14 protein-coding genes are annotated in these 17,161 nt (G+C 60.6%); 11 read left to right on the top strand and 3 right to left on the bottom strand.

The features are described from left to right. Positions 1–65: 65 nt before the first annotated feature. Both AB4N74_RS23740 and AB4N74_RS23735 read left to right on the top strand, forming a co-directional pair. Positions 66–1,250 (top strand): DUF3142 domain-containing protein, encoded by a 1,185-nt coding sequence (locus AB4N74_RS23740; protein WP_460097388.1) that lies wholly within the window; start codon positions 66–68, stop codon positions 1,248–1,250. Then, positions 1,237–3,375 (top strand): hypothetical protein, encoded by a 2,139-nt coding sequence (locus tag AB4N74_RS23735; protein ID WP_320336100.1) that lies wholly within the window; start codon positions 1,237–1,239, stop codon positions 3,373–3,375. The genes AB4N74_RS23740 and AB4N74_RS23735 overlap by 14 nt, the downstream gene beginning before the upstream one ends. Here AB4N74_RS23735 and AB4N74_RS23730 read toward each other — a convergent pair. Further along, on the bottom strand, positions 3,372–4,001 hold the full coding sequence (locus AB4N74_RS23730; protein WP_093429574.1) for a LysE family translocator: 630 nt from the start codon (positions 3,999–4,001) through the stop codon (positions 3,372–3,374). The genes AB4N74_RS23735 and AB4N74_RS23730 overlap by 4 nt on opposite strands. 144 nt (positions 4,002–4,145) lie before the next feature. Here AB4N74_RS23730 and AB4N74_RS23725 point away from each other — a divergent pair, with 144 nt between their 5' ends. Further along, positions 4,146–4,619 (top strand): Lrp/AsnC family transcriptional regulator, encoded by a 474-nt coding sequence (locus tag AB4N74_RS23725; protein ID WP_099757580.1) that lies wholly within the window; start codon positions 4,146–4,148, stop codon positions 4,617–4,619. A 130-nt stretch (positions 4,620–4,749) separates the two neighbouring features. Here AB4N74_RS23725 and lpdA read toward each other — a convergent pair whose 3' ends face one another. After that, positions 4,750–6,150, bottom strand: coding sequence for a dihydrolipoyl dehydrogenase (gene lpdA, locus AB4N74_RS23720; RefSeq protein ID WP_460097385.1), 1,401 nt, complete (start codon positions 6,148–6,150; stop codon positions 4,750–4,752). 210 nt (positions 6,151–6,360) lie between these two features. On the opposite strand from lpdA, the gene hflK (AB4N74_RS23715) reads away from it, so the two are divergent. The 8 genes from hflK (AB4N74_RS23715) (at position 6,361) to cfaB (ending at position 15,639) form a co-directional block, all read left to right on the top strand. Next, complete coding sequence (hflK, locus tag AB4N74_RS23715; RefSeq protein ID WP_460097383.1) at positions 6,361–8,322, top strand: protease modulator HflK; 1,962 nt, start codon at positions 6,361–6,363, stop codon at positions 8,320–8,322. Continuing rightward, positions 8,319–9,365, top strand: coding sequence for a protease modulator HflC (gene hflC / locus AB4N74_RS23710; RefSeq protein WP_093429578.1), 1,047 nt, complete (start codon positions 8,319–8,321; stop codon positions 9,363–9,365). Before hflK (AB4N74_RS23715) ends, hflC begins: the two co-directional genes overlap by 4 nt. After that, positions 9,362–10,411 (top strand): protease modulator HflK, encoded by a 1,050-nt coding sequence (gene hflK, locus AB4N74_RS23705; protein ID WP_257356644.1) that lies wholly within the window; start codon positions 9,362–9,364, stop codon positions 10,409–10,411. Before hflC ends, hflK (AB4N74_RS23705) begins: the two co-directional genes overlap by 4 nt. Further along, positions 10,408–12,315 carry a heavy metal translocating P-type ATPase gene (locus AB4N74_RS23700; RefSeq protein ID WP_095049604.1) on the top strand — a complete coding sequence of 636 codons (1,908 nt, stop codon included), beginning with the start codon at positions 10,408–10,410 and terminating at the stop codon, positions 12,313–12,315. Before hflK (AB4N74_RS23705) ends, AB4N74_RS23700 begins: the two co-directional genes overlap by 4 nt. A 110-nt stretch (positions 12,316–12,425) precedes the next feature. Further along, positions 12,426–12,677 carry a BufA2 family periplasmic bufferin-type metallophore gene (gene bufA2 / locus AB4N74_RS23695; RefSeq protein WP_093429581.1) on the top strand — a complete coding sequence of 84 codons (252 nt, stop codon included), beginning with the start codon at positions 12,426–12,428 and terminating at the stop codon, positions 12,675–12,677. 65 nt (positions 12,678–12,742) lie between these two features. Beyond that, positions 12,743–13,588, top strand: a complete 846-nt coding sequence (gene bufB / locus AB4N74_RS23690; protein WP_093429582.1) for an MNIO family bufferin maturase — start codon at positions 12,743–12,745, stop codon at positions 13,586–13,588. Beyond that, complete coding sequence (locus tag AB4N74_RS23685; protein WP_460097380.1) at positions 13,579–14,367, top strand: HvfC/BufC family peptide modification chaperone; 789 nt, start codon at positions 13,579–13,581, stop codon at positions 14,365–14,367. The genes bufB and AB4N74_RS23685 overlap by 10 nt, the downstream gene beginning before the upstream one ends. Before the next feature lie 84 nt (positions 14,368–14,451). Then, the gene (gene cfaB / locus AB4N74_RS23680) at positions 14,452–15,639 is read left to right on the top strand and encodes a C17 cyclopropane fatty acid synthase CfaB (protein ID WP_460097378.1); all 1,188 of its coding nucleotides are present in this window, start codon (positions 14,452–14,454) and stop codon (positions 15,637–15,639) included. A 35-nt stretch (positions 15,640–15,674) separates the two neighbouring features. Here cfaB and cls read toward each other — a convergent pair whose 3' ends face one another. Beyond that, positions 15,675–17,114, bottom strand: a complete 1,440-nt coding sequence (gene cls / locus AB4N74_RS23675) for a cardiolipin synthase (protein WP_099757572.1) — start codon at positions 17,112–17,114, stop codon at positions 15,675–15,677. Positions 17,115–17,161 lie beyond the last annotated feature (47 nt).

Genomic DNA, 17,161 nt, shown 5'->3' with positions numbered 1-17,161 from the left:
CTCGACAGCTCCGACAGGGTTTTTGTGTAACCTTGCAGCCTTGTGTTGTCAGGGGGCTGGAAGGTATGCGGTTTATTGTGGGTCTGTTTTTGGGCATCGTTATCGCGGGTTGCGAGCAACACGACGCGCCCCCTCTCGACCAACAACTCTACATCTGGCAACGCCAATGGACGCCGGCCCACGAGGCGGCGCTGCGTGACAGTCGCCAGGATTTCTCGACGTTACGCGTCCTTGCACTGCAAGCCTTTCCCAATGCCGGATGGAGCCGCGCGCGGATCGATGCGCACTTACTGAAAGCCGATGGCCGTCCATTGATAGCCGTGATTCGTCTCGACGGCCAACTCAAGTCGCTGGATCAGGATCAGGTCACCGAGCAGATTCTGCAGGTGCTTGCCGATTGGCAGGCGCAAGGGCTGACGCTGAGCGGTGTCGAAATCGACCACGACGCGGGCAATGCGCGGTTGCCGGCGTATGCTGAATTTCTCAGACATCTGCGCTCGGCCTTACCGACGAATCTGCCCTTGAGCATCACGGCACTACCGGCCTGGCTCGGCAGTGTGCAATTGCCCGAACTTCTGCAAACCGTCGACAGCAGCGTGCTGCAAGTGCATGCCGTCAGCGATCCACGCCGGGGTTTGTTCGATCCTGATCAGGCGTTGAAGTGGGCCAAGGCCTGGGCACGGATTACCGACAAACCTTTTTATCTCGCGCTGCCGGCTTACGGTGTCGCGCTGTTGCCGGATGACGGCGGGGCGCCGGTGGTGGAAAGCGAGGTGCAACTTGAGCGCGGCGGTGAGCGTCAGGAGTTGCTCGCCGATCCGCTGCAGTTGAGCCAACTCGGCAAGACCCTGCGCGAAGACCCGCCGGCGCATCTGGCCGGGCTGATCTGGTTTCGCTTGCCGCTGGCCAATGATCGCCGCGCCTGGAGCCTGACCACCCTGCGCGCGGTGGCCCGGGGTGATCAACTCGTCAGCCAGCTCGGCGTGACGTTCAGCGAACACGACGGTCTCTACGACATCAAACTCGAAAACCCCGGTAACCTCGACAGTGCCTGGCCTGCGCAAATCACCTTGAAGGCGCAAAGCTGTGAAGGCGCCGATGCGCTCGCCGGTTACTCGTTGCAACAAGCCCCGGATCTGCTTACCTTCACCCGCCTGCGCGACGGCCGTTTGCCGGCGGGCGGGCAGCGCGCCATCGGTTGGGCGCGTTGCGCCAATATTGATCAAGGAGGTTCGCATGTTGACCCGTAACTGGCCCCGCCATCTGCTCTGCCTGAGCCTCTGCCTGCCGCTGGGTTCGGCGCTGGCCTGCGGACCGGATTTCCCCATGCGCCTGCTCGACAATCGCGGGCAAACCCTCGCGGATCTGCCTGAGGGCAACTTCAACTTCGAACTCAGTCGCCTCGGCAAAGCCATCGCCGGGCTGAAGAATGTCACCGCGGCAACGCACAATCCGAACGATATGTACGGCGAGGAAAACGCGGCCGCCGAGGCACGGGAGAAGGCCGAGCAGGCCGGACTGAGCGCCGAGCAGCAAGCGTTGGTCAAACAACTGCGTGGCCTGACCGATGCGCGTCAGGTCGAGGTGCAGGGCGCCAGTCTGCCGACGGAAATCCGTTTGTATGTGGCCGGTGCGGTGGCGTTTGCCACAGGCGATCATCAACTCGCGGTCGCGTATTTCAACAAGCTGCTGGCGCTGCCGGCAGATCAGCGTCCGTTGCGCAGCACGTGGGCGGCGTATTCGCTGGGCCGTACCTGGTTTGCGATGAGCAGCGAAGGAGGGGATGGGGTCGAGGCGCTGGAACAATCGCGTGATGCGTTCCGCCAGGCCCGGCAACTGAGCATCGACGGTTTCAGCGATCCGCTGGAGTTGGGTGTTGCCAGCCTCGGTGAAGAGGCGCGGGTGTTGCGCTCGGCAGGCGACTGGAGCGGCGCCATCGAATTGTATGAAGCACAGAATCTGCACGGTTCGGCCGTGGGTTACACCTCGCTCAAGCAATTGATGAATGAACTGGCGGAGTTGCCCGAGGCCGAACTGGCCGAGCTGCTGCAACACAAAGCCGTGCAGCAAATGGTCACGGCATCGCTGGTCAGCCGCCAAGGCTGGTCGTTTGGCGATGAGCCGCCGAACGAGAAGAAACTGGTCAAGCTGCTGCAAAACAGCACCCGTGGCAGCCTCGACAACGCTGATCGTCTGGCGGCAATGAGTTATCAACAGGGTGATTACGCTGGGGCCAAGGCTTTTCTCGAGAACGCCGGCGACGGCGGATTGGCGTGGTGGCTACGGGCGAAACTGGCGGTGCGTGACGGCGATAAAAATGCCGCGGCCGCCGCCTATTCGAAAGCCGCGCAGGCCTTCCCGCAGAGCGAAGACTGGGGTTACCGGCGCACCCCGGACTGGGCGTATGAAGCCGTTCAGCCGAAGTGCCGGGTCGAGGGCGAAAGCGCGATTCTCGCCTTGCAGCGCGGCGAATACCTGCAAGCCTTCGTGCAGTTGTATCGCAGCAACAGCACCTATTGGTTCGACGCTGCGACCGTGGCCGAACGAGTGCTGACGGTCGAGGAATTGAAAAAATACGTCGACGACAACGTCCCGGCGCCGCCGGCGTTGACCCAGCAGGAGCGTGACAACTACGTGCCGCTGCCGGTCGCCGCCAGCCTGCGCAATCTGCTCGGTCGACGCTTGCTGCGTGAAGGGCATTACGCCGACGCGGTGGCTTATTTCGACAATTCCGACCTGCAAAACAAGGCCCGACTCTACGGCGAACAACGGCTGAAGGCTGATGCCGCGTGGTGGCCGACCAAGCGCGCCAGTGCCTTGTACAACGCGGCGTGGACAGCCCGCGAGTGGGGCATGGATATTCTCGGTTACGAGATGGCGCCGGACTACGCCACGTTCGGTGGCAACTACAGCCTGGAAAGTACCGAGCTGAAAGTCGGTCCGCTGGTGAGCGAAGCCGAAGTGCAACGTCAGGTCGCCAGCGAAGCGAAACCGGATCAGCGCTATCACTACCGTTTCGTCGCCACCGCGCTGGCCGGGCGCGCCGCTGACAACCTGCCGCACACCAGTCAGGCGTTTGCCGCAGTGCTGTGCAACGCCGCTGGCTGGAACAGCAGCCTGGAAGATCAGAGCGCGCTGTATCAGCGTTACATCAAGGAAGGTCCGTTTGTCCCGTGGGCGGTGGATTTCGGCAATCAGTGCCCGTACCCGGATTTCGAAAACGCCGACAAGCGTTACGTCACCCAGGTCACGGATGCCGTGCGTTCATCGCTGCGGCCGTACAAGTGGCCGGTGCAGATCGGCGCGGTTGTGCTGGTCGCCGGTGCTGCGTTGCTGTTGATCAGCCGTCGCCAGCGCAAGGTCCGTAAAGGCTAAGCTTGCTGGACGAAGGTCAGGCGCACGGCGAAACCGATCAGCAAGCTGCCGAACAACCATTGTTGTACGCGTTGGGCCGTTGGACTGTGTTGCAGCCAACGACCCAGCGCGGCGCCGGTGAGGGCGTAGGCGCTGTCGAACAGCAGGCCGATACCGACAAGCAGCATGCCCAGCACGGCGAACTGGCTTAGCACCGCCACGCCGTCATTGACGATGAACTGCGGCAGCAACACCGAGCAGAACAGCAGCGCTTTGGGGTTGAGCAGGTTGGTCAGCAAACCGCGTCGGACGGCTTCGCGCCATTGCCCGTGCGCGTCGACAGCTTCACCGGTATTCAGGTTCGGCAGCAGGGTGCTGCGCAGGCATTGAATGCCGATCCACAGCAGATATGCTGCCCCCGCCAATCGCACCACCTCGAATGTCCACGGCGCCGCTTTGAACAGCGCCGCCAGCCCCAACGCCGCAAGGGCCACGTGACAACCACGGGCGATGCCCAGACCGACAGCGGTGGCCAGCGCCGCGCCGCGTCCCTGCCGAGCGCCGGTTTGCAGCAGCAGGATCATGTCCGGGCCGGGCAACAGATAGACCACCGCCAATGCCAGGAAGAACAGCCAGAGACTCGCCATGTTGCAGCCCTTTCGTTGTCGATTCGGTGCGCCAAGTCTAGGCGCGAAAGGTGAGGCAGGTGCTTGCGTAGTCCGCTTCAAAAGCCTGCTGCTTTGGCATAATCTGCTGGTTTTCAACGCCCCGACTATCAGGATCTGCCAACCATGAAACTCGACGCCTTCGACCGCAAGATTCTCGCGGCGCTGCAACGCAACGGACGCCTGAGCAATGTCGAGCTGGCGGACGAAATCGGCTTGTCGGCCTCACCGTGTCTGCGCCGGGTGCGGATGCTCGAGGAGGCCGGGGTGATTCGCGGTTATCAGGCCAATCTCGATCGCGATGAAGTCGGGCTGGGACTGACGGTGTTTGTCGGGGTCAAGGTCGAGCGCCACAACGATGCACAGGCCGAGGCGTTTTACACCGCAGTGACGGCATTGCCGGAAGTGATTTCAGCATTTCTGGTGTCGGGGGAGTCGGATTTTTTGCTGCAAGTGGTGGTGCCGGATTTGCGTGCGTATGACCTTTTTCTCAGCGGCTGCCTGTTGAAACTGCCGGGGGTGAGTGACATCCGCAGCAACTTTGCGATTCACACGGTGAAGACGCCGGGGGCGTTGCCGCTGGGGCATCTTCCTGCCTGAGACCGAGTTGTCCCCAATCGCGAGCAGGCTCGCTCCCACATTGATCGCGATGCTTCTGAACAAACGCGATCAACTGTAGGAGTGAGCCTGCTCGCGATAGCAGACGCCCAGTCACCACATACTTTTTTGCTTACATCTGCGTCGCCATCCCCTCGACATTCATCGCCGCCTGGCGCAACGCCTCTGACCGCGTTGGATGCGGATGGCACGTCAACGCAATGTCCTCCGCCGAAGCACTGAACTCCATCGCCACGCAAAACTCGCCAATCATTTCACTCACGCTCGGACCGACCAGGTGTACGCCGAGGACTTCATCAGTGCGCTCGTCGGCGATGACTTTGGCAAACCCCTCGGTCTCGTGGTTGATCTTCGCCCGGCTGTTGGCGGTGAACGGGAATTTGCCGATCTTGTAGGCGCGTCCTTCAGCCTTGAGCTGTTCTTCGGTCTTGCCGACGCTGGCCAGTTCCGGTTTGGTGTAGATCACGTTGGGGATCAGGTCGTAATTGACCTCGCCGGCCTTGCCATGGATCTGCTCAACGCAGGCCATCGCTTCGTCTTCAGCCTTGTGCGCGAGCATCGGCCCGGAGGTCACATCGCCGATCACCCAGACCCCTGCCGCTTCGGTGCGGTGCTGTTTGTTGGCGAGCATGCCGCGCTTGTCGGTGCTCAGGCCGACGTTTTCCAGACCTAGGCCCTGGGTATAAGGGCGGCGACCGATAGCGACCAGCACGTAATCGGCTTCCAGCAACTCGGCAGTGCCGCCAGCGGCCGGCTCGACGCTGAGTTGCACACCGTTGGCGGAAGCGGTGGCGCTGGTGACTTTCGAACTCAACTTGAATGCGATGCCCTGTTTGCTCAGCGAGCGTTGCAGGGTTTTGCCGGCCTCGCCATCGACGCCCGGGCAGATGCGGTCGAGGTATTCGACCACGGTGACCTGCGCGCCGAGCCGCCGCCACACCGAGCCCAACTCCAGACCGATCACACCGGCACCGATCACCACCAGGTGTTTGGGCACTTCACTCAGGGAAAGCGCACCGGTCGAATCAAGGATACGTTTGTTGTCGATCTCGACACCGGGCAGGGGAGTGGGCTCGGAACCGGTGGCGATGATGATGTCCTTGGCGGTCAGTTCGACTTTGCCGCCCTGATCGTCGGTCACCGTAACCTTGCCGGGGCCGTCGATATGGCCCCAGCCCTTGATCCAGTCGACCTTGTTCTTGCGAAACAGAAATTCGATACCTTTGGTCAGGCCGGCCACGCTTTCGTCTTTCTGTTTCATCATTTGCACAAGGTTTAGCGCCGGTTTGACCTCGATGCCGAGGTTGGCGAATTCCGCACCCATCGCCGCATCGTAAAGCTCTGATGCATGCAGCAAGGCTTTGGACGGCATGCAACCAACGTTCAGGCAGGTGCCGCCGAGGGTTGCCCGGCCTTCGACGCAAGCGGCCCTGAGGCCCAACTGGCCGGCGCGGATCGCCGCGTTATAACCACCCGGGCCGCCGCCCAGAATCACTACGTCATAGTTGCTCATGTGCTTGCTCCTGATGGATGGATGCAGATCGCTAACGGTAGTTTCGGATAAAAATTACGAACGTAATATGTGCGTTTGCGGACATTTCGGTCAAGGCTTCAGCCAAGCGACAGGTTGGGCATCTTTGAATAAGCGTAATTGTGTACGAATATTTCACGCTTTTCGTTATATCGTAACGATATGCAGTGTGGGCTAATGAATTGGGGTGATATGCAAGTCGATCTGGAGGTAGATGGCACGCACGTGACCGGACTGCCGCGCTTTCAACAGGCGGCCGTGCAGAGCCGGCGTCTGCGCCGCTGGGCGATCGGCCTCGGCGGACTGGCTGGGGCAGGGTGGTTGCTGGCGTTCTTTGTCGGGCTGTTTGCCCCGCAGTCATTGTGGCTGCCGCTGCTGGTCAATCAGAGCGCCGCGCTGCTGGTGCTGGTTGCCGGGCTGCAATCGGCGTGGTGGGTGACACAGTGGCGCGCGCGGGTGATCAATCCTGTGGTGCTGGCGCCGCTTGCCGTGGAGGAACAACCCGCGCCGCAAGGGTGGTATGAGCGGCTGCTGGATCGCTTGAGTCAGCGCGGTTTGCATTTGCTTGGTCAGATCGGCGCGGCGACGCTGTGGTTGGGGGGCTGGGCGCTGCTGACGGTGCTGAGCATCGAGCAAGTGTGGAACCTGACGTTGCCGGCCGCTGCGGTGGGTTTATCGGCAACGGTGGGCGCAGCGCTGGCATTGTTGCTGGCGTTCGGTCTGCTGGTGCTGGAGCGGCAACTGGCCCAGGAAAACCCGGCGCAATGGCCCGAAGCGGTTTCACTCGCGCAACTGACGCGTGTGGCGATCATTAGCCTGGTGCTAGGCGCACTGTGTTTGTTGTTCGCTGGCGAGAATGCGGTGTGGCCAGTTCGTGTCGCTGTCCTGATCGGTATCTTGCCGGGATTGGTCGCGATCGAGTTGTTATTGCGCGCCGTTCTTTCAGTGTTCAGCCCTCGTCGCGAGCAGCTTGAGCCGCGCCTGCTGGCGCGCAGTTTTGTCGCCGATATGTTGCGCTGGCCGCCACAACCTTTACTCGCGTTGCAGCATGAATTGCACAACCGTTGTGGCATCGATCTGCGCCAGATCTGGGCGTTCAGCTACATGCGCCGTGCTTTTCTACCGGTGCTGGTGCTAGTAGCCGCAGTGGGTTGGTTGCTCACCGGGATCCATGAAATTCCGCTACAGGGACGCGGTATTTATGAGCGCTTCGGCAAACCGGTGCAGGTATTCGGCCCGGGGTTGCACAGCGGCTTACCCTGGCCGCTGGGGCGGGTGCGGATCATCGAAAACGGCGTGGTGCATGAACTGGCCACCAGCGTCGGCGACAACCCGGTCCCGCTGCAAGCCGACCCTGCTGAGGGTCCGGCACCGATGACCGCCAACCGTTTGTGGGACGCCAGCCACGTCAACGACAAATCGCAAGTGATCGCCAGCAGCCGTGGCGATCAGCAGAGCTTTCAGATCGTCAACATGGACGTGCGCTTCGTCTATCGCATCGGCCTCAGCGATCAGGCCGCACTGGCGGCGACGTATAACAGCGCCGATGTGCCAACGCTGATTCGCAGCACCGCCAGCCGGATTCTGGTGCACGACTTTGCCTCGCGCACGCTGGACGGCTTACTTGGTCAAGACCGGGTAGGGCTGGGCGATGAGATTGGTCGCGCGATGCAGCGTGATCTGCAAACACTCAACAGTGGCGTGGAGATTCTCGCCACGGTCGTCGAAGCCATTCACCCGCCGGCTGGTGCTGCCAATGCCTATCACAGCGTGCAAGCCGCGCAGATCGGCGCGCAGGCATTGATCTCCCGCGAGCGTGGCGCGGCGGCCGAGGCGAGTAATCAGGCGCAATTGCAGGCCAGCCTGGCTCACGATCAGGCCAGCGCCAATGCTCGGGAAATCAATGCTACTGCGCAGGCGGCGGATCTGAAATTCAGCGCCGAGCAAAAAGCTTACGCCAGTGCCGGCCAGGCTTTCGTGCTGGAGCAATACCTCGGTCAGCTCAGCCAAGGGCTGAGCAAGGCCAAGTTGCTGGTACTCGACCATCGTCTCGGGGGCAGCAGCAATGCGCCGACCATCGACTTGCGGACCTTCACGCTGCCGGCTGACCCGACGCCCGCGCGTACCACCGCTCAACCAGGAGTCGCCCATTGAGCCAGTCGCATACTCACGAACCGCATGATCACAGCGGCCACGATCATGGCAACGGCGGACATCACCATCATCATGGGCATCATCACCATCACCACGGTGCGCCGGAAGAGGCAGGGCCTTTCCCGTGGCGACGCATGAGTTGGGCCCTATTGCTGGTGGCGTTCGCCATCGCGGCGGCAAGCCTGGTGCAAGTGCGCTCGGGCGAGGCCACGGTCATCACGCGTTTTGGTAACCCTGCGCGGGTGTTGCTTGATCCGGGTTTGAGCTGGCGTTGGCCAGCGCCGTTCGAGGCGGCGATTCCGGTCGACTTGCGTTTGCGCACGACGTCCAGTGGCTTGCAGGATGTCGGCACCCGTGACGGCTTGCGCATCATTGTGCAGGCCTACGTCGCGTGGCAGGTGCAGGGCGATGCGGACAATGTGCAGCGTTTCATGCGTGCGGTGCAGAATCAGCCGGACGAAGCGGCGCGGCAGATTCGTACCTTTGTCGGCTCGGCGCTGGAAACCACCGCGAGCAGTTTTGATCTGGCGAATCTGGTGAACACCGATGCCAGTCAGGTGCGTATCGCCGATTTCGAAGCGCAGTTGCGCCAGCAGATCGATCAGCAATTGCTCGCGACGTATGGCGTGCGGGTTGTGCAAGTCGGCATCGAGCGTTTGACCTTGCCGTCGGTGACACTCACTGCCACGGTCGATCGCATGCGCGCCGAGCGTGAAACAATTGCCACTGAACGCACGGCGGTCGGCAAACGTGAGGCCGCGCAAATCCGTTCCGCAGCTGAGCGCGATGCGCGAATTGTGCAGGCTGACGCGACGGTAAAAGCGGCAGAGATCGAAGCGCAGTCTCGTGTCGAAGCGGCGCAGATTTATGGCCGTGCTTACGCCAGCTCACCGCAGCTCTACAATTTGCTGCGCTCGCTGGACACCCTCGGCACCATCGTTACGCCGGACACCAAACTGATTCTGCGTACAGACGCCGCCCCATTTCGAGTATTGGTCGACGGCCCGCCGACACTCGACAGCAAAACCGGATCGCAGCCATGAATGACGAAGTTCCACGTGGAACACATTCGCTGAACAGTCCGTGGATTCAAGCTGGGCGCTTGGCGTTTTTTGCCTTGTACGCGGTGACGATCCTGGCGGCGTTAGTTTGGGTGTTTTCCAATGTGCGGCAAATCGATCCGCAAAATCGCGCAGTGGTTTTGCATTTCGGCGCGCTGGATCGCATCCAGAATGCCGGTCTGCTATTGGCTTGGCCGCAGCCATTCGAACAGGTGATTTTGCTGCCGGCAGCCGATCGGGTGATCGAGCGTCGCGTCGAGAATCTGTTGCGCAGTGATGAGGCGCTGAAGGCCGATCGGGTCGCTTCCTTTGCCACCCCCCTGAGTGATGCGCTGGCCGGATCCGGTTATTTATTGACCGGTGATGCCGGCGTGGTGCAACTGGATGTGCGGGTGTTCTACAAAGTCACTGACCCTTACGACTTCGTGTTGCAGGGCGAGCATGTCTTGCCGGCGCTGGATCGTCTGGTGACGCGCAGCGCGGTGGCGCTGACGGCCGCACGCGATCTGGACACCATTCTGGTCGCTCGACCGGAGTTGATCGGTGCTGATAATCAAGCCGCGGAACATCGGGAAAAACTGCGTGGCGATCTGGTGCAAGGCATCAACAAACGCTTGGCCGAGTTGAAGGCAGGCGGGCAGGGCATCGGCATCGAAGTGGCGCGGGTGGATGTGCAATCGAGTCTGCCCGATCCGGCGGTCAGTGCTTTCAACGCGGTATTGACCGCTAGTCAGCAGGCCGACAAAGCTGTGGCCAATGCACGCACCGACGCCGAAAAACTCACCCAGACCGCCAATGAACAGGCCGACCGCACGCTACAAGTCGCTCACGCGCAGGCTGGTGAGCGCTTGGCCAAAGCCTCTACCGATACTGCCACGGTGTCGAGTCTGGCCAAAACTGCCGACCCGCAAATGCTCCTGCGTCTGTACCGCGAGCGCATACCGAAGATTCTCGGCCAGGCCGGATCGGTGACCACGCTCGACCCGAAAGACGATTCCCGCCTGATCATTCAGGGAGCCAGTAAATGACTGCGACCACCGCCGCACCGAGCCTGTTGTCTTCGGCCGAACAACGCCGTGCTGCACGGCAACTGACCTTGGCCATGCTTGCGCTGGGCCTGCTTGGTCTGGGTCTGATCTGGCGCTGGCAGATGCCCGAGCAAACCGGTGTCAGTCAGTTGCTGCTTGGGTTTGCATCTTTATTGGTTGGCGTGCCGGTAATGCGCTCGGCGTGGTACAGCCTGCGCTATCCGAGCTTGCACGGCATCACCGATCAACTGATTGCCCTGGCTATGCTCGGTGCATGGGCGACTGGTGACTTGCTGACAGCGGCGTTGCTGCCGATCATCATGATCTTCGGCCATGTGCTGGAGGAGCGCAGCGTCATCGGCTCGCAAGAGGCGATCCATGCCCTTGGCCAACTGACGCGCAGCCATGCGCGCAAGGTGCAAGTGGATGGCTCGATCATCGAAGTGGACAACGGCACGTTGAAAGCCGGCGACACCGTTGAAGTGCGCGCCGGTGATCGGATTCCCGCAGATGGTCGAGTGTTATCCGGTCAGGCCAGTCTCGACACTGCATCGATTACCGGTGAATCGGTGCCGGTCGAGGCGGGTGTCGGCATGTCGGTGTTCGGCGGTGCGATCAACCTCGACGGTCTGTTGCGTATTGAAGTGACGCGCACCGGTGGCGAGTCGACGCTGGGCAAGGTCATTGCGTTGATGCAGAACGCCGAGCGCTCGAAACCGCCAATCACCCGGTTGCTCGAACGTTACGCTGGCAGCTATATGGTGCTGGTCTTGCTGCTGGCGGCAGTGACCTGGTTTATCACTCACGATGCGCAAGCGATGCTTGCGGTATTGGTCGCCGCTTGTCCGTGTGCGTTGGTGCTGTCGGCTCCGGCCACGGCGATTGCGGGTGTGGCGGTGGCCGCACGTCACGGCATACTGATCCGCAGTTCGGCGTTCCTTGAAGAACTGGCCGACCTGACTTCGCTGGTGGTCGACAAGACCGGCACCCTGACTTTCGGCACCCTGCGCCTGCAGTCGATCAATAATCCGTGTGCAGATTCGTCCGTGATCATCGCGCTTGCCGCCAGCCTTGGCGCGGCAAGCAGTCATCCGGTCAGTCGTGCGCTCGCAGGGTTGGTCAGTCAGGAAGAATGTTTGGCACTCAGTGATATCCACGAACGTCAGGGCCTCGGCGTGGTGGCCATGACCGCGCAAGGCGAAGCCGCGTTGGGCCGACCGGAGTTGTTCGCGCAACTGGGCATCACCACGACGACGGTTCCCGATCACGACGGTCCGATTGCCGGGTTGGCATTGAACGGTGCATTCCTCGCTTGGTTGTTGCTTGCCGACACGGTTAAACCGGAAGCGCGTTTTGCCCTCGACGAATTGCGCGAGTTGGGTCTTGGCCGGCAATTGCTGCTGACCGGCGATCGCCAAAGCGTGGCGCAATCGCTGGCCAGCGAGGTCGGCTTGCATGAGGTGCAAGCCCAAGCCCTGCCCGAGGACAAACTCAATCACGTACTCAAGGAAATCAACAATGGTTTCCGGCCGATGGTAGTCGGTGACGGTATCAACGATTCCCTCGCACTGAAGGCGGGCGTGGTCGGTGTAGCGATGGGCGCGGGCGGAGCGGACATCGCGCTGGCCTCAGCCGACATCGTGTTGATCGGCAGTGACCTGCGCCGTCTCGGTACATGTGTGCGGCTTAGCCGCCAGTGCCGCAGGACGTTGCAGGTCAATGTGATCATCGGCCTGGGCTGGACGCTGGCCATTGTCGTGTTTGCCGCTTTCGGTTGGCTGGGTGCCGCCGGGGCGATGATCGCCGCGCTTCTGCACAACCTCAGCACGTTGCTGGTCCTCGGGAATGCCGGGCGCTTGCTGCGCTTTCAGGAGCCGTTGCTCAAGCTCAAGAACGATCTTTGAAATTATTTTTCGATCCTCTGTAACGCCGTCGGGGCCGCTCTCTCTAGTGCTATGTCGGGACTGAACAACCTTCCAGCCGACACCCCTGACGATTACCGAGGATAAGAAAAATGACCATCAAGACCGCTGCTGCTGGTGCCGCTCTCGCTTTGGCTGCCGCCACAATGTTTGCCGGTGTTGCCTCCAACGCGATGGCCGCCGATGCCAACGTTCACTGCTACGGCGTGACCGCTTGCAAAGGCCAGAACGACTGCAAAACCAAAGACCACGCCTGTAAAGGCATGGGCGCCTGCAAAGGCCAGGGCTTCAAGGCAATGACTCAGGCGGCGTGCGAAAAAGCCGGTGGCAAGGTCGGCGAATAACTGACCGGCAAGTGTTGCCGCAGTGGTTTGCGCCACTGCGGCCACTTTTTATCAGGAGTCCGCACATGTCCGCCTCTTTTCCTTTTCTGGGTTATGGCCTGGGTTTACGCAGTGCTTATTATCAACAGATCCTTGAGCAGTCGCCGGATGTCGACTGGTTCGAGGTGGTCTCGGAAAACTTCATGGTGCAGGGCGGCAAGGCTCTGTATTACCTCGATGCCTTCGCCGAACGCTATCCGTTGGTGATGCACGGCGTATCGTTGTCCATCGGCGGGCCGCATGCCCTCGATCCTGACTACCTCAAACAACTCAAACAATTGGCCGAACGCGTCCGACCGGCATGGATTTCTGATCACCTGTGCTGGAGCCGCGGCAATGCCCATCAGCTACACGATTTGCTGCCGTTGCCTTACACCGAAGAAAGCCTGGTCCACATTGCTGCTCGGGTGATGCAGGTTCAGGACATTCTGCAGCGCCCGTTGGTGCTGGAAAACGTCTCCAGTTACGTGCGCGGCGCCTCTGACGAATTCACCGAGTGGGAGTTTCTTGCTTTGCTCAGCCATGTGAGCGGCTGCGAATTACTGCTGGATGTGAACAATGTCTACGTCAGTTCACGTAATCATGGCTTCGATCCATGGGACTTCATCAGCAGCCTGCCCGTTGATAAAGTCCGCCAACTGCATCTGGCGGGGCACAGCGATTACGGCGATTACGTGATCGACACCCACGACCATCCGGTGAGCGATCCGGTCTGGGCGCTCTATCAACGCACACTCGAACATTTCGGCCCGGTGGCGACGTTGCTGGAACGCGACGATCATTTTCCGCCCTTCGAAGCGCTGCTTGATGAACTGCAAACGGCCCGTCAGCTCGGGAACAAGGTTCTTGCGCGGAGGCAACCATGCTCCTGAAAGACTGGCAACTGGCGTTTGAAGCGTTTCTGCTCGAAGAAGACCCCAACGCGAATCCGACGTTGAGCGAGAGCCTGATCGGTGGCCCGACACTGGATGTCGGCACGGGACTGGCGATCTACCACAATGCTTACAAGGCGCGTTTGCTGGACGTGTTGCGCAATGACTTTCCCACGAGCCTGCACTGGCTGGGCGATGAGGAATTCGACCTCCTCGCAATGGCTTACATCTATCGGTATCCGTCTGCGCACTTCAGCCTGCGCTGGTTGGGTAAAGGCTTCGAAGGCTTCGTCCGCGAGCATCTGGTGCCGGAACAGAGCGCGCCGCTGGCTGAGCTGATTGCGCTCGAATGGGCCTTCACCCTGGCTTTCGATGCACCTGCCGCTGAGCCGCTGACAATTGAGGCCATGGCGGCTTTGGCTCCGGAGGAGTGGCCCGAATTACGCGTCAGAGCGGTGCCGTCCATGCAACGGCTGGAGTGCCGTTTCAACAGCCTATCTTTATGGCGCTCGGTAAAGGAAGAAGCGCAATTCCCTGAAAGCGCGCCGCTCGAAATCCCACAGATCTGTCTGATCTGGCGAAACCAGTTGATCTGCAGTTACCGCAGCCTGGATTCAGCCGAAGCCTCAGCTCTCATGGGCATACTCAACGGTGGCTGGAATTTCGCCGAACTGTGCGCCGAGTTAGCAGTCACTTATGGTGAGGGCGCGCCACTTCAAGCGGTTACCTGGTTGAAACAGTGGATACAGGATGGTTTGCTGGAGCGTCTGCAACGATAGACAAGGTTAATCAAATCGATAGCCTGCTATTTTTTCGGGATGGTCTACCCTCAGATCTGACGTCTGAAACAAGGGGGATTTTCCATGCTCGCGCAACTTCCACCGGCCTTACAGAATCTGCAGCTTCCGCTGCGCCTGCGACTCTGGGATGGCCATGAGTTCAATCTGGGGCCGGCGCCCAGCGTCACCATCGTGGTCAAGGACCCGACGATGGTCACCCAGTTCACCCATCCAAGCCTCGACACGCTCGGAGCGGCATTCGTTGAAGGCAAGCTGGAACTGGAGGGCTCGATCAGCGAGGTCATCCGGGTCTGCGACGAATTGAGCAACGCGTTGCTCGGCGAAGATGACGACAGTCAGCCAGTGCGTACCTGGCACGACAAGGAAACCGACGCCAAAGCCATTTCCTACCATTACGACCTGTCGAATGCGTTCTACCAGCTCTGGCTGGACAGCGACATGGCCTACTCCTGCGCGTATTTCGAAACCGGCAGCGAATCCCTCGAGCAGGCGCAACAAGCCAAATTCCGCCACCTTTGCCGCAAGCTGCGTTTGCAGCCGGGTGACTATCTGCTGGATGTCGGTTGCGGCTGGGGTGGGCTGGCCAGGTATGCCGCGCGGGAGTTCGGGGCGAAAGTGTTCGGCATCACCCTGAGCAAGGAACAGCTGGAACTGGCCCGCGAGCGGGTCAAAGCCGAAGGCCTGGAAGACCAGGTCGAACTGCAATTGCTCGACTATCGCGACCTGCCTCAGGACGGGCGTTTCGACAAGGTAGTCAGCGTCGGCATGTTCGAACACGTTGGCCATGCCAACCTGGCCGAGTACTGCAAAACCCTGTTTGGCGCGGTGAAGGAGGGCGGTCTGGTGATGAACCATGGCATCACCGCCAAGCACACCGACGGCCGCCCGGTGGGACGTGGTGCCGGGGATTTCATTGAGAAATACGTCTTCCCCAACGGCGAATTACCGCACCTGGCGATGATATCGGCCGAGATCAGCGAAGCCGGTCTGGAGATTGTCGACGTCGAAAGCCTGCGCCTGCACTACGCGCGCACGCTGGACCACTGGAGCGAGCGGCTGGAGGACAACCTGGAAGCCGCTAGCAAACTGGTGCCGGATCAAGCGCTGCGTATCTGGCGTCTATACCTGGCCGGTTGCGCTTATGCGTTTGCGCGCGGCTGGATCAATCTGCACCAGATCCTCGCGGTGAAGGCGCATGCGGATGGCAGCCATGAACTGCCGTGGACGCGCGACGATATCTACAACCCTTAACCGCTAAGCAGTCCTTTTCTTACCGGTGAGGGCTTTCATAGAATCGGTGAAATAAGCCGGGCGATCCGCATGCCGACCTGTTGCAGGCGGTGGATCTCCCGGCTTTCTTCTTTGGCGACCTCGTAGGCTTGCGCGAAATCGGCGCTGAGCATGTTCTCCACGCTGGCGGCGAAGTCACTGTCGACGGTCAGCAGCATCACTTCGAAATTCAGCCGGAACGAACGGTTGTCCAGATTGGCGCTGCCGATCGCGCTGATCTCGCTGTCGATCAACACCACTTTCTGATGCAGGAAACCGGGTTCGTAGCGGAATACCCGCACGCCGGCCCTCACGGCCTCAAAGGCGTAGAGACTGGAAGCAGCGTAAACGATGCGGTGATCGGGACGCGACGGCAGCAGCAATCGCACATCGACACCACGCAATACGGCCAGCCTCAGTGCGGCGAATACGGCTTCGTCCGGAATGAAATACGGGCTGGTGATCCACACCCGTTCGGTCGCCGCGTGGATCGCTTCGACAAAGAACAACGAGCAGGTTTCGTAGGCATCCGCCGGGCCGCTGGCGAGCAATTGGCAGAGCACGCCGTCATCCGGGTACTCGTCAGGCAGGATCAGTGGCGGCAGTGCGCGCGCGGCCCAGAACCAGTCTTCGGCAAAGGATTCCTGCATACACGCGACCACCGGGCCACGTACCTTCACATGCGTATCGCGCCAAGGTGCCAGCGGTGGTTTTTCACCCATGTATTCATCGCCAACGTTATGCCCGCCGACAAACCCGACCACTCCATCGACCACGACGATCTTGCGGTGATTACGGAAGTTGACCTGAAAACGATTGAGCCAGCCACTGCGTGTGGCGAAGGCTTTGACCTCGACGCCGCCATCACGCAACGTCTGCACATAGCTGTGGGGCAGGGCGTGGCTGCCGATGCGGTCGTAAAGCAGATGGATTGATACGCCTTCAGCAGCCTTCTTCAGTAGCAGATCACGCAAACGCTGACCGAGCCGATCATCGTGGATGATGAAAAACTGAATCAGCACCGCTTCTTTAGCTTGATCGATGGCCTGAAATATAGCGTCGAAGGTGGCTGCACCGTTGACCAGTAATTGCACTTCGTTATTCGCCAGACATGGCATGCGCCCGAGTTTGGGCATTGCGCGTAACGAAGCGTAGGCATTCGAGGCGCGTGCAGTCAGCGCTTCTTCCACCCACGGACGCCAGTTCAACTCGGAGATGGCCTGACGCATCTGTTCGTTGGCCTGGCGTCGTGCCTTGATGTAACCATCAAAGGTGCTGCGCCCAAATACCAGGTACGGAATTAGCGTGAGGTAGGGAATGAAGATCAGCGACAATGCCCAGGCGATCGAGCCTTGAGCCGTGCGCACGGTGAGCACCGCGTGAATTGCGGCGATCAGACCGAGGGTGTGTATCAGGGCGATCAGATAACCGAAAATGTGCGGTCCAAAATAATCCATGGGGCAGCCTTGCTCCGGAAGATTCAATGCTTAACAGACCATGTTCT

The organism is Pseudomonas sp. H3_C08 (assembly GCF_054669455.1).
Note: the sequence above shows the minus strand (reverse complement) of the source record. Positions and strands in the feature narration are given on the sequence as shown.